10 protein-coding genes are annotated in these 12,453 nt (G+C 64.8%); 6 read left to right on the top strand and 4 right to left on the bottom strand.

Annotated features, from left to right (window positions below; genetic code table 11):
• Positions 1-77 precede the first annotated feature (77 nt).
• Together CXY76_RS03150 and CXY76_RS03155 are read left to right on the top strand one after the other, a co-directional pair.
• The gene (locus CXY76_RS03150; protein WP_104162810.1) at positions 78-1,094 is read left to right on the top strand and encodes a LacI family DNA-binding transcriptional regulator; all 1,017 of its coding nucleotides are present in this window, start codon (positions 78-80) and stop codon (positions 1,092-1,094) included.
• Between the two features lie 244 nt (positions 1,095-1,338).
• Positions 1,339-2,601: a site-specific integrase gene (locus tag CXY76_RS03155; protein WP_104162811.1), complete on the top strand. Its 1,263-nt coding sequence runs from the start codon at positions 1,339-1,341 to the stop codon at positions 2,599-2,601.
• Here CXY76_RS03155 and CXY76_RS03160 read toward each other — a convergent pair.
• The 3 genes from CXY76_RS03160 to CXY76_RS03170 all read right to left on the bottom strand — a co-directional run bounded on the left by CXY76_RS03160 (position 2,598) and on the right by CXY76_RS03170 (position 3,734).
• Positions 2,598-2,804: an AlpA family transcriptional regulator gene (locus CXY76_RS03160; RefSeq protein WP_104162812.1), complete on the bottom strand. Its 207-nt coding sequence runs from the start codon at positions 2,802-2,804 to the stop codon at positions 2,598-2,600. The two genes, CXY76_RS03155 and CXY76_RS03160, sit on opposite strands and share 4 nt — an antisense overlap.
• 129 nt (positions 2,805-2,933) lie before the next feature.
• On the bottom strand, positions 2,934-3,272 hold the full coding sequence (locus tag CXY76_RS03165) for a helix-turn-helix transcriptional regulator (RefSeq protein ID WP_158253828.1): 339 nt from the start codon (positions 3,270-3,272) through the stop codon (positions 2,934-2,936).
• 57 nt (positions 3,273-3,329) lie between these two features.
• On the bottom strand, positions 3,330-3,734 hold the full coding sequence (locus CXY76_RS03170) for a hypothetical protein (RefSeq protein WP_104162814.1): 405 nt from the start codon (positions 3,732-3,734) through the stop codon (positions 3,330-3,332).
• 93 nt (positions 3,735-3,827) lie between these two features.
• On the opposite strand from CXY76_RS03170, the gene CXY76_RS03175 reads away from it, so the two are divergent.
• The 3 genes from CXY76_RS03175 (at position 3,828) to CXY76_RS03185 (ending at position 6,801) form a co-directional block, all read left to right on the top strand.
• On the top strand, positions 3,828-4,697 hold the full coding sequence (locus CXY76_RS03175; protein WP_104162815.1) for an AbiV family abortive infection protein: 870 nt from the start codon (positions 3,828-3,830) through the stop codon (positions 4,695-4,697).
• A 22-nt stretch (positions 4,698-4,719) separates the two neighbouring features.
• Complete coding sequence (locus CXY76_RS03180; protein ID WP_104162816.1) at positions 4,720-5,445, top strand: hypothetical protein; 726 nt, start codon at positions 4,720-4,722, stop codon at positions 5,443-5,445.
• Positions 5,446-5,616: 171 nt separating this feature from the next.
• On the top strand, positions 5,617-6,801 hold the full coding sequence (locus CXY76_RS03185; protein WP_158253829.1) for a Fic family protein: 1,185 nt from the start codon (positions 5,617-5,619) through the stop codon (positions 6,799-6,801).
• A 505-nt stretch (positions 6,802-7,306) separates the two neighbouring features.
• Here the strand turns inward: CXY76_RS03185 and CXY76_RS03190 are convergent.
• Positions 7,307-9,253, bottom strand: a complete 1,947-nt coding sequence (locus tag CXY76_RS03190; protein WP_104162818.1) for a hypothetical protein — start codon at positions 9,251-9,253, stop codon at positions 7,307-7,309.
• Between the two features lie 271 nt (positions 9,254-9,524).
• Between CXY76_RS03190 and CXY76_RS03195 the strand changes: the two genes are divergently transcribed.
• A complete protein-coding gene (locus tag CXY76_RS03195) occupies positions 9,525-10,919 on the top strand; it encodes a hypothetical protein (protein ID WP_146073352.1) in 1,395 nt (464 codons plus the stop codon).
• Positions 10,920-12,453: the final 1,534 nt, after the last annotated feature.

Below are 12,453 nucleotides of genomic sequence, written 5' to 3' on the forward strand. Positions count from 1 at the left end.
CAGGGTGGGCAGCCGGCCGCCAAACCGGTGGATATGATCACTTCACACCCCCTCTTGCACGCCGGTAAGGAACCCGAATGGTCGGAATCGACGAGGTCGCCCGTCGCGCGGGCGTCTCCACCGCCACGGTTTCGCGCGCCCTGAGCGGCAACGGCCACGTGTCGCCCACGACCAGGCTCAAGGTCAAGGCCGCGGCGCTGGAGCTGGGCTACGTGGTGTCCTCGAACGCGTCCAGCCTGGCGTCGGGTCGTATGAAGAACATCGGCGTGGTCGTGCCGTTCCTCAACCGGTGGTTCTTCTCCAGCGTCGTCGAGGGCGCCCAGAAGGAACTGCTGCACAACGGCTACGACCTCACCCTCTACAACCTCACCGGTGGCGGCGACGAGCGCCGCAGCGTCTTCGAGCACTTCCTGCTGCGCCAGCGGGTGGATGCCGTGATCGCGATCTCACTGGAACTGACCGAGAGCGAGGTGGCCAGGCTGCACGCGCTGGGCAAGCCGCTGGTGGGTGTCGGCGGCCCGATCACGGGCGTGCGCACCCTCACCATCGACGACGCGGCCGTGGCCCGGCTCGCGACCGAGCACCTGCTGGCCCTCGGCCACACCCGCATCGCCCACATCGGCGGTACCAAGGACTACGACCTCGACTTCCACCTGCCCACCAACCGGCGCTTCGGCTACGAGGCCGCCCTGGAGGCCGCCGGCATCGGCGTGTCCCCCGAGCTGTTCCAACCGGCCGACTTCACAATCCGTGGCGGTTACCAGGCGGCCAAGCAGCTGCTGGGCAGCCCGCACGACCGGCCGACGGCGATCTTCGCCGCCTCGGACGAGATGGCGATCGGCAGCATCCTGGCCGCACGGGACCTGGGCCTGGTCGTGCCGCGAGACGTCTCGGTGATCGGCATCGACGACCATGAACTGGCCGACTTCTTCGGCCTGAGCACCATCGCGCAGTTTCCGCAGGGCCAGGGCGCCAAGGCCGTGGAGATCCTGATGGACCAGCTGCACCCCGGCCAGCACGACCAGGCGGCGTTGAACACCCCGATGCCGTTCGAGCTGATCGTGCGCTCGAGCACGGCGCGCCCCGGCGACTGATCCGCCCGCCGATGGGCGGCATCCGGCCCTTCTCGGTAACATGGCTCTCATGGCAGATTCTACGGTACACATGGCCGTGTCTGTCGGTGTCTACGGGTGTCGCACATTCCTGTAATCATGCGGAAGTTGGCTGGCCTGACAACACATATTGTCTGCCAGTGTCGTCCTGTGCCACATCATATTGTGGCAAATCATTGGGGCACGATTTCCGTCGCGTTGTGGCACTCTGCTGGTACCGTGGCATATGGCTAGAGACAAACGGCCCAACGGCGCAGGCGGCTTCCGCACGAAGAAGGACGCAGCGGGCAATCCGATCGCGTGGCGCGGGGTCAAGAGCATCGACGGTGTTCGCTGCTACACGAAGTGGTATCCGAGTGAGCTGGCGGCTCGGCTGGCCATGGAGGTCCTGCAGAAGCCCGTCCCGAAGGTGGTGGCCGGCCCTCGGCACACGCTTGCCGATGCGGCTCTTGCGTTCATGGTGGAGTACGGCGTGGGAGCATCGACTCGCGCCGACTACGAGTACGCGCTGAAGAAGTATGTCGGCGAGGAGTTGACCGGCAAGCAGATCGATCAAGTGACCTCGGAGGAGATCAGCGCCTTATACAGAGGCATGGCGGACTCCGGGTACGCGCTCTCGACGATCAAGCGCACGCGCGCGGTGGTGTACGGCGCATTCAAGTATGCGAAGCAGCACGGGTGGGTGACGGTGGACGTGGCACGCGGGCTCGCGCTGCCGACGGCCTTCGTCGAAGAGCGTGAGGGCGTCGAGGGTTTCGACGATGTGGACCGGGCGAAACTACTGACAGCGATGACCGGCACCCGGTGGGAGGCTCGGCACCGTTTAGCACTGGAGCTGGCGATGCGCCCCGGCGAGGTGACTGGGCTTCGCTGGTCCCGGGTGGACCTGGCGGCGGGGACGGTCAAGATCGAGGGTCAGCTGCAGCGGTTGCGCATCGAGGGTGACGACGCCGGCGCAGAAGTTGGGCCTGTCTGGAAGAACCTGCCGAAGACCGATGCCGGCCACCGCACTCTCAAGCTCGGCCAGAGGGCGCTGGCGGCGATGCGCGCGGCGAAGCGCCAGCAGGAGCTGGAGCGTGCTGCGTTCCCACTGACGCCGGCGCAGGTCGCCTGGCGGGAGGCTGGGGCGGCGCGGCTCGCGTTCGCGAAGGCTCGCGGTCACATTGCCCGCGCGGCGAAGTACAGCGTGCCGCCGGACGATCTCTGCTTCACGCTTCCCAGCGGCGACCCGTTGCTCGCCGCCACCGACACGACATTGTGGAAGGCCCTGTGTAAGAAGGCCGGGGTCGAGCACAGGGCACTCTATGCGGCTAGACACACCGCGATTTCCTACTTGTTGCGCAGGGGTGCTGACCCTCTCAGCGTTTCTGTAATGGCCGGCCACCGGGACCTGGCGTTCACTGCCCGGGTCTACGGCGATGACCTCAGTGCCCGCAGCCACGATCTGACGGCCTTCTTCGACGAGGTGGAGCCCGGCGAGTTCGCCTAGCGCAGCGCCGGCGCAGTGGCCAGCTTGTTGACGAGCTTCAGGCAGTCGGCGTGCCGCACCCGCATCATGGACCGGGTACCGGCGCCCATCTGTACGGCGGGCAGAAGCCCGTCGTTGACGAGCCGGTAAATTGTGTGCCGACTAACCGCGAGGGCCTCGGCGGCCTGCGGAATGGTCAGGAGGATCGGCGGGGTGGTGAGCATGGGACTGGTTCCGTTTCCGAAGCCGCGCGGGTCGCGCTTCGGAGGGTCCTATGCTGGTTCCGGGAGCCGGGCTGTTATGACTTCGGGCGCTAAGTCATAATCTCCTCGGTCCTCGTTATGGCTTAGGGGCTAGAAGTCAGTGCTGACGTCGATCCGGCGACGCGCGACTCGGTGCGGGAGCAGAGCCAGCTCCTGCTGTCCACGGATGCGCTCCTGAGTGATCAGGTCGTAGTCGCCGAGTTGGAAGAGTCGGACACCGGCTACGACGGCGAGGGTGAACGCTGCGCCGATGGGCGTTCCCGTGGAGCCAGCCTCGACCGCGAGGACGGTGCTCTCTGTGACGCCGGCCCGGGCCGCGAGCTCGCCGGCGGTCAAGTTGTGGTCGTGGCGCGCACGGTGGATCTGCTGGCCGAGGACCGCGGCAGCATCCTCGACAGCGCGTTGGGTGGCTTCGGTCCTCGTCGTCATCTCAGCCTCCATACTCTGCATCCTGCGTAAACCTAGCCCCAGAGTATTCCAGACGACCTAGGCCGAATCGAAGTCGTGCGCGGTGACGAAGATGCGGCGGGCGGCGAAAGTCGCCGGGGTTCGCGCCCGTATCCGGGCAGCCCACTCGGCGCCAGGCTCGCCACTCGGCCACACGACCCAGTCGTCGTCCAGCGGCAGCACGTCAGTCCACTCGGGCGCCGGGATGCCTTGCCTCTCGCGCTCCCAGCGCACAGCCGTCGCCAAGAAGGTGTCCCAAGTCACTGAGCCTGTCGTCGATGGCTGAACCAGGAAGTCGGTGACGGCGTCGCATGCCTTCCGCATGTCGGAGATCGCTTGGAACACGAAGCGAAAAGCGAAGTCCCGGTCCCCCGCTTCCAGCTCGCGGTGGATCGCTTCGGCTGCGGTGCGCGCGCTTAGGCGGTATTGCTCGGCCATGGTCATGGCTGATGGTACATAGATTCCGGACATCAGATTTGGCACACGTTCAGCCGCGCGTCGCACCGGCGCCGGCAACGCGCCCGACAGAATGATCCCATGGCCACCCCCCAGCTTCCCGAGCTCACACCCAAGCAGGTCGTCGAGCTTAAGGACGCCCTGCTCGCGAATGCCGATCGGCTGCTGTCGGCTGCAGGTAGCGTGTTGGAGAGCGGCAGCACCGGGCTCGCCAAATCTCTGGCCATTCTGGGCCTGGAAGAGTCCGGCAAGGCCATCGCCATTCATCAACGGCAGGTCGGAATCGCCCACGAGGAGGAAGGGGCGCCCTTCGTCAACGATTGGCTACAGAAGCTCTGGAGGGAACACTTTAAGAAGCTCAGGCTGGTTCACGACTTCCTCGTGGATGAAGAGTATTGGTTCGGCAGCGAGCCCTCAGATCCTGAGGAGAATGCGGTCCTACTCGGAAGCATTGACTCATGGGCGCACAGCCACAATGTCCTAAAGCAGAAGGGTTTCTACGTCGATGTCTCACCGGAGGGTGCATCTGTATCTCCTGAGTGCGATACAGATGCTGCTCCCCTCGCCGCAGTCATCGAGCGCGTTCACCAGATCGGCTGGCAGCTGCGCCTCGGCGAACACATCGAAGCGTCTCTGCAAGACTCCATGGGGCCTGTCGCCCCCGCCTCTGAGGAAGAGATTGAAGACATGCGAGCATTGTTCGGCGACACGTTGGACGCTCAGATGTTGAACGAGATCCTCGACTCTGCCCGCGTAGGAACGAATGGGATCGCTCTTCGGAACGATATGTATAGGCTCCACCTCCGGCATGCAGGCACCAGCCCTTTCGAGAACATGGGGAAGCCTGGATTCGAGGCTGAGACCAGGGAGCTTCACCGGCTCGCCAAGGAAGTTCACGGCACCACGCCGGAAGATGAGCCGGGGGTCGGCCCGACACCTCCCACCGACTAGAAGGCAGCGCTACGCTCCAACGATGGACCACAAGTCGCCAAAGGCCGCAGCCGGCCACCCATGGGACGAGCTGGTCGGACCGTTCTACGACCCGTCCGGTCTCGCAGAGTGGCTCGGTGTCACGCTCCAGACCATCGAGCATTGGACAGCGGCAGGGAAGATCCTCGGCGTGGCGACGGCAGACGGAGGTGAGATGCTCTACCCCGCTGCTCAGTTCGGACCGGCCGGCCAAACCCTGCCACGTCTACCGGAAGTCCTACGGCTGATCAGGCCGATTTGCGACGATCCCTGGGACGCGGCTGCATGGCTCGTGGCTGCGCCCTCTGCGGAGTTCCAGGGGCGAACGGCGGCTAGGACTCTGCACGACGGCGATATCGAGCTGGTGCTGGCAGCCGCGGCAAGCGACGGCAGAGTGGTTGAGGAGCCCTTGCCGAGCTCCCGGCGCGAGGAGCGGGTGACGATGGAGCTGCACGTCGCCGTCGCTCGCAAACTCCGCGCCGATCCCGTCGCCGTCCTCGCGGTGGTTCCATCGAACCTCGACCGCTTGCGTGAGAGGCTGACCTCGCCAATCGGGCAGTCCTGGGTGAGCCGTTGGGAAGAGCTGCTGGCCGGCCCTGTCGAAGGGCTCATCAGCGGCATGCTCGAAGACAGCGAGCTCGGCCGTAACCTTCGGCAGAACTCGCCATTCGCAGGTGTTCTGACCCAGGAACAAAGAATCGCCGCGATCGATCGAGCGAACCGAGACTAGGCCAGCCGAACCGCGCCGCACTGAGCGCACACCCAGTAGGGCCGGCGGACCGTGCCGCAGACCTCAGACCTCGCGATTAAAGCGCTGCCCACCCGCCGTCGTCATCCATGAGCGCATCGTACACAGGTCCTGAGATTGTGACCCGCACCCACCGCTCATAAAATGAGGCCGGTGAATTATGAGATGACTGAACCCAGACCGCAATCCGCTTGGCCCGCCGCCGGCGAGGCAGATGCACTGTGGACTGACGCCGGTGGCACAACGCATCGGATCGTCCTCTCGACGCCGGCGTGGATCAACGAACTAGATCCGCGGATCGCGTCTGCGACGACTGCGCTGGTAGAGGACGCGGTCATGCTCGCAGCGCAGTTCGATTTCGGGTTCGGCTTTCAACGGCCGTGGCTACGACCGTTGCTGATCCGCGCTGAGGCCGCTGCCTCGTCTCGGTTGGAAGGAATCATTGCGTCCACCGAAGACTTCCTGCGAGCTGAACTCTGTGCGACCGAGAGCCGCAGCGCCACGCTTGTCGCTGCCAACGTCGTGGCTGTCGAGCGCGCTCTGGACATGGCTCAGACTATGGACTCCGACAGCGTACGTGAAGTCCACAGGGTGCTCATGGCCTCTGAGCCACGTCATACACCCGGCGATTTCCGCCAAGAGTTGGTCTGGATCGGCGGAGAGAGTCCAATAGCAGCGGTCTATCTGCCACCGGGGCACCTCTGGGCGGCCGCATGCGTCGAAGACGTCGCGATGTTCAGTCGACGGAGCAACCTATCGCGGCTCGTGCAGGTTGCCGTCGCCCACGCCCAGTTCGAATCCATACACCCATTCACAGATGGGAATGGCCGGGTGGGCCGCGCATGGATCGGCGCATCATTACTCCGGCAAGAGCTCACAAAGTACATCGGCGTTGTGCCGATCTCCGCCGGTCTCCTCGCGAGCCCCGACGAGTACATCGCGGCGCTCACGTCCTACCGGCACGGTGAGATCGAGTCGATCGTCAAGGTGTTCGTAGGAGCTGTCATCCAGGCGTTGCATGAAGCTGATCGCTTGCGTGCCGCGGTGGATGTGGTCACCGCCGGTTGGAGCGAGGTAGCAACCGGGCGCAGTGACTCGGGGATCCACAAGGTGCTTGAGTTGGTGAGTGGGCGACCGGTAGTGACCGCGGAACTCGTAGCTGGGCACCTGGGGGTTGACGAGACTAACGCCCACGGTCATCTGCGGCGCCTGGTGGAGCTCGGCGTGCTGGAGCCGAGGCCGGCCACCGGCCGTCGCGGGATGTGGGTGGCTCCGGCCATCGTGAGCGCGCTGGACGATTTCGCGGCGGCCACTGCGCGGCGTGGGTATGGGCACTGACCAGCAACAACCGGCCAGAGGAACGGTTCATGAGGCCCGAGCCTTTTTAGATTCGCTCTATATTCGCTTTAGACTCCGGCGAACGCATTTATACAGAGGCTCAAACTCACCAAAGTCACCGGACTCACCGTCGCTCACAACTAGAAACGCCCCCATCGCTTGCGTTGGACGCGGTGCGGAATTTTTTTACTCAGTCGTTGGTGTACTCGGACCACCATGCGACTTCCGGCTCTGCGGGCGGCGGTGCCGCGGATGCCGCCGAGCTCCTCGATCTTCGTCTCCACTTCTTCGACCTTGCGCTCGATCCGGCCGACCGCCGATGACCAAGATGTCGGCGGCCACCTTCAAAGTGCCCCCTGATCCAGAGCACGCCGCGCACACGCAGGTCATGACAAACCTCTCGCGCAGAGGCCAGGCCGCCCCTGACGCAGTGAGCTTCGGCACGATGACGGCTTCTCCCGCTTGGCTACGGCTATCGACGACGAACCTCAAAGTGCGGCCATCGCTAGGGACTCCGCGGCACCCTAACCCTGTCTGTCAGCCATAGGTCCCCGTCCGGCGCGCCAGACTCGTGAGCTTTGATCAAGACGGGGCGGCTTTCACCTGTCGACGGGTATGGCTGTTGGCGCCAGTGTTCGCGGACGATCCACCGGTGGTCCGCTTTGCGCCCGCTCCCCCTAAGCGACCCGTTGGGGCGCGCTTCTCCAGGCGCGTAGATCAGAGAAACGTGATCCGCGCCCTCGGCCGGCTCATCCGCGAGACGCTGCAGGGGTCGTACGGGCGTTCCTGCACGACGACGGCGGGGGGCCGGCGCGCGCTCGCTCGTGCCGGATGCTGGCCGCCGCGTCGCGCTGGCGATTGCGACGACCAGGGCAAGTGCCGGGTCAGCGACATCGCCGAGGACGGATCCGACCCGGGCGGACGCTGGACGAGGCTGCTGGACGCGGCCGCCGCGGAGGTCCGTGATTGACATTATGGATGCCGTCAGCTCGCCGGCACCGTGGCTCCAGATCAGGATGCGGCCTGCCGTTGTCCCATCATGTTCGTCGTCGCGGAGCACGGCGAAACCGGTCGTCGATGGCAGGTCGTACTCCTCCGGGATCGGAATTCGGCCGTCGGCGCCGTCAGTCACTGCCAGGGTCGCCGCTGCCGACAGGTAGTAGAACTGCCGCTCACGCAGTGCGTCATCCAGGAGGCCTCGGGCTGGCGGCCGGCGCTCGATCACGTGCAGCGGCAGGTTACCTAAGAGCTTCCGCGTCAGCTCCGCGTCTTCAAAAACGCCGTGGGCTGCCGCGTACAGCCGGATCCGGTGCCCGTACCGTTCCACTCCCCTGTGTCCGGCTCTGGCGCTGCGCTGCACCACACCCCGCTCCCGGTTGAACATGTCGATGGTTCGCTCATCCTGCGACGGTTGGGTAAGCAGCATGAGGTAGTCCGCGAGCTTCGGCACGCCCGTGGCACTGAGGTCATCCGGAAGCGGAACGTCGGTGATGAGCTTCTCCGGGGCGAAGTCGCGCAGGGCGGGGATCGCTCCTGTGACGCTGGTGTCGTACCAGCGGGTGAAGTCGCCTTTCAGAATTGGGGCGAGCTGGTCCATCACCTGGACGATGTTCGATCCGGCATCGAACTCCTGCATCACCGTTCGCCCGTTGGGGAGGACCACGCTCAGATGGTCGGGCGTGATCCTGTAACCGTCCGTCCCGAACACCCGGCACATCGCCGGGATGTGCGCCTGGTTATACCGGAGGCCCACCGCCTCCCATTTCAGGCGCTCGGGCTTCCCGATGCCGTACTCGGCCCACCGGGTGTCGCTGCGGCTGACGACTGACTGCCGGTGGGCCCGTCGGCGCTCGCCCTCCGTAAGGGTGCTTTTCGGGGCCGCCCGCACGCGGCTCGGGTTGCTCATCCTCGCCTCAGCGGCGGCTTTCGCCGCTGCAGCTGTCCCCACACGCTTCCGTTCGGCGCGGGCCTCCTTCTCAGACGCCCGTTGCCCGGCACCCGCCGCCCAATCGGCGTCCGCTGCCCGCCGGCGCGCGTCCTTCACCGCTTGGGCTGCCTTGTTCGCTGCCTGCCGGGCGTCGTCTGCAGCGACCGCTTCGTTATAGGTAGCCTGCCGCCTCGCGCGCAGTGCCCGGGCGTCAGCGGCGACCGCCTCGTCATAGGTCGTCTGCAGGGCACGGGCCGTCGCTGCGGTTTCAGCGGCACTCGGCGGTGACCTGGTGAAGGCGACGAACGGTTCGGAGGCCGAGAAGCGTGTGCCCGGAGGCGCCGGCGTGGGGTGTGGGGCTGCAGCGGGCCGCGCCAGCTCTTCGGCGGCCGCCGCCGCAAGTCGTGCGCGGAGCCGACGCGCGACGGGCGGTTCCATCGAGCTACTGGGGCCGTTGAGGAACTCGCCGTCATCTCGGAGCATGCGCATCGCGATCTTCGAGCTAACACCGAACTCCGTCGCCACCTCGTGAACCCTCGGTTTCGCTGACACCAGTCCCCCGTCCGACCCAGCCTTGGGCGTTGATCTCAGACTACTGAGCGGTCATTACGCGACCACACGGTTCTTTGGGCACTGCGCCGCGTTGCCCCCGCACTGGGGTAGCGCACTGAGCCCGGCCAGGTCTCTACTCCGCGTCGACGACGCATGCACTCTCTGGCGGGCGGGAAACGATCCTTTTAGTCGCGAGCCCTCCGACTGGCGGATACCCTGAACCATCCGTTTGAAAGGACGAACCTTGGCGAACAAGCAGGTCGAACCCGTGGAAGTACATGCGATTCCCGAACGGCGGTTCAACGCCCATGTGGTCTGGGCGCGAGGTGCAGTGCTGCTCCCCCTCGTCAAGGAGGTGGAGTGGTTGGAAATCAAGCCGGGTCGAGTGTTCGGGACTGTATTCGTTGACCTCACCGATCAGGACCTCAATGGCGCAGTGCTAGCTCCCGACCTCGCGGGCAGGTATCGAGGCGTGGACATGCTTAGCAGCTACGCGAACATCCGTGATGTCATCTACGACACTGCGGCGAAAATGACTCGCGTTCACAACCACTACGACAAGTTGCGGACACAGGGCGATGAGAAGCCTTCAGAGGACTTCTTCGCGAAGGTGGCGAAGGAGAGCAAGCTTCACACTCGGTTTAGGTACCTCCGCGACGACCCGAGCGCTGTGGCCGCACGACGCCTCATCGAAACGGCTATGCGCTGGTACGAGAACCAGGACGGCTCGTTCGTAGAGCAGTTTCAGACATCTGCGTTCGATGCTCGGATCTGGGAGCTTTACCTCTGGGCCATGCTTCGGGAGGCGAAGCTCAGGGTCGAGCAGCCGAAGCCCGCCCCGGACTTCTTGGCTCGTGGGCTCGAAGGCGATTTCTACGTGGAAGCCACGACTGCCAATCCCCCGCCGTCTGACAAGGTGGTTCCGCTTCCCGAGACCGACGAGGCGACCTTCGACTACATCCATAATTACCTACCCACCCGCTTCTCTGGGCCCCTGTGCGCCAAGCTCAACAAGCGTTACTGGGAGCGTGAGGGCGTGGAGGACATTCCCTTCGTCATCGCCATCCAAGACTTTCACCACGAACTATCAATGACCTGGAGCCAGTCAGCGTTGTTCGAGTACCTCTACGGCGTGAGGATCGATGAAGTGGAAATCGACGGCTCAGTGCTGAAGGTCGAGTTGCCGGTGACGACCATCAAGTGGGGCGACAAGGAACTGCCATCGGGATTCTTCAAGCTGGCCGACTCAGAGCACATCAGCGCCGTCGCGTTCAACGCGGCCGGGACGCTCACCAAGTTCAACCGCATGGGAATCGCAGCGGGCATGGGAGATCCGACTGTCACAGCGCAGCATGTGGGTCGGCGTTTCTCGAAGGCGAACGCCGCTGAGGAGGAAGCGTTCTCGCACTTGGTGACGGAAGACTACGAGGAAGACTGGATCGACGGCCTCACCGTGTTCCATAACCCCAACGCGCTTCACCCGCTACCGCTCGAGGCTCTGCCAGGGGCAGCGCATGTCTTCGAGGAAAAGGGTCTGCACCGTCAGTTCACTCCGGTTGGGCATCTCGTTACCAGCACAACGACGCTCATCGTGAGTTCCGGTTCAGACACCGTCACGCAGACCACAGGAGTGGACTGAGGGCACGAAAGGTCGTCCCAGTGGGGATCATGTAGTCAGAAGGCGCCCCGGAACCAAATGTACGAAATGGCTCGCAGAGACCGGAACCAAATGTACGACGGCGCGCCATGACCCTCCGGACGTGGATATCCGAGGTGCAGGCTGTGTAGACCAGAGTTACGACGTCCGCGACGTGCCCCGACGGACATTTCCAAGCACGTGAACCCGGTCGCCCGGAAGCATCTGCGGGACTCGCCCGATTGCACCGAGGCGCCTTAGACGGAAATGTACGAGATCACCCAGATTCCGTGAACGGAACCAGATGTACGAACTCCATAAATAACTTGCCTTGATTTCTCCTTCTGATGCTGCCTTTCGTACATCTGGTGCCGCGACTTCGCCCAGACGTCGGCGAGGTTCGAGATGCGTACACCGGTGCCCAGACGTACGAGATCAAGCAGATTGAGCGGAACCAGATGTTTAGGGTCCATTGGCTCGGGACCGGGACACATCCGGAACGCCTCGTACTTCTGGTGCCGATCATTTGTTCATCTAAAGCCGCTCGTCGTACATCTGGTGCCGCGACTTCGACCGTGACCGCCTTTTGCCCGGTCGGCGCCGCAGTCCCTCACCCTCGACATGCTTCCCGAAGTCCCGCACTTCGAGGCTCACGACGCGACATTAGCAACTTATGCGTAGCGTCCGGCAGTCCTCACACCTAGATGGTCGAGGAGCACGCCTCGCGCACGCGCCGCCAGCGTTCCCGGACAGCGCGCCCGTCGAAAGCGCCGGCCGTCCCGCCCCTCCACAGCGTGAGCAACCCCGAGACACCAAGCTCGGAACTGACCGCCGATAGGCGCAACCCTCGATCCAAGGTGGGCCGTTGGCAGGTACGCGAGGGGCTGCCGAAAAGAGACAAGAGCCCAACCAGAAAAGCCGAGGTGCGGGCCGGAGCAAGCGGGCGAAAGGGGAGCCGGAGAGCAGGTAGGAGCTGTTGCGCCTCCCTGACGTATCGTCCCGCCGCGACCGTCCCGCAGGCTGCAGAACACCGATCCGTCGAGCAAGTCAGCGTCTGCCGGTGCGTGCGCTGCGGTCGGCACTGGCCCGCCTGCCCGTCCCGGCACGTGTGTCTGCTTATGGCGGTGCGTCTGCTGCCGGTCGCCGCCGGGGGCGTCAACCTCTTGACGGTTCCCGTCTCACGCGTCTCGGTGGGTGGCCTGGCATGGTGCACTGTGGTGGAGTCTGGGTCCCCGCTGCGGGTGACCGACCACACGTCCGCGAGCTGCTGTCTCCGATCGGCGCTGGCGCGCCTCTTTCGCCGCTGCGCGTCTCACAGTCGCTGCGCGACCGTCCCTGCCAGCGGTTCTCTGCGTGCCGGCGGCATGCTGGCGGTCCGAAAAGATCGGTACGTTACGTCCCGGTCGCGGGGCGCCACGGTCCGCATCCACGTCACGATTTGGGACGGGGACAGTGAGCTCCGGCAAGCTGGCTGAGGGACACCGGGGGGGGCCTCAGAGTGCGGTCACCTGGGGTGCGCCGTGGACGGTGGAGACGC

Origin of the sequence: Cryobacterium sp. N22 (assembly GCF_002929555.1) — a bacterium.
Lineage (GTDB): Bacteria > Actinomycetota > Actinomycetes > Actinomycetales > Microbacteriaceae > Cryobacterium.

Bases quoted from the DNA above. Each gene is read 5' to 3' on its own strand.
- CXY76_RS03150 (WP_104162810.1), top strand. From the start codon at position 78: ATGGTCGGAATCGACGAGGTCGCCCGTCGCGCGGGCGTCTCCACCGCC.
- CXY76_RS03155 (WP_104162811.1), top strand. From the start codon at position 1,339: ATGGCTAGAGACAAACGGCCCAACGGCGCAGGCGGCTTCCGCACGAAG.
- CXY76_RS03160 (WP_104162812.1), bottom strand. From the start codon at position 2,804: ATGCTCACCACCCCGCCGATCCTCCTGACCATTCCGCAGGCCGCCGAG.
- CXY76_RS03165 (WP_158253828.1), bottom strand. From the start codon at position 3,272: ATGACGACGAGGACCGAAGCCACCCAACGCGCTGTCGAGGATGCTGCC.
- CXY76_RS03170 (WP_104162814.1), bottom strand. From the start codon at position 3,734: ATGACCATGGCCGAGCAATACCGCCTAAGCGCGCGCACCGCAGCCGAA.
- CXY76_RS03175 (WP_104162815.1), top strand. From the start codon at position 3,828: ATGGCCACCCCCCAGCTTCCCGAGCTCACACCCAAGCAGGTCGTCGAG.
- CXY76_RS03180 (WP_104162816.1), top strand. From the start codon at position 4,720: ATGGACCACAAGTCGCCAAAGGCCGCAGCCGGCCACCCATGGGACGAG.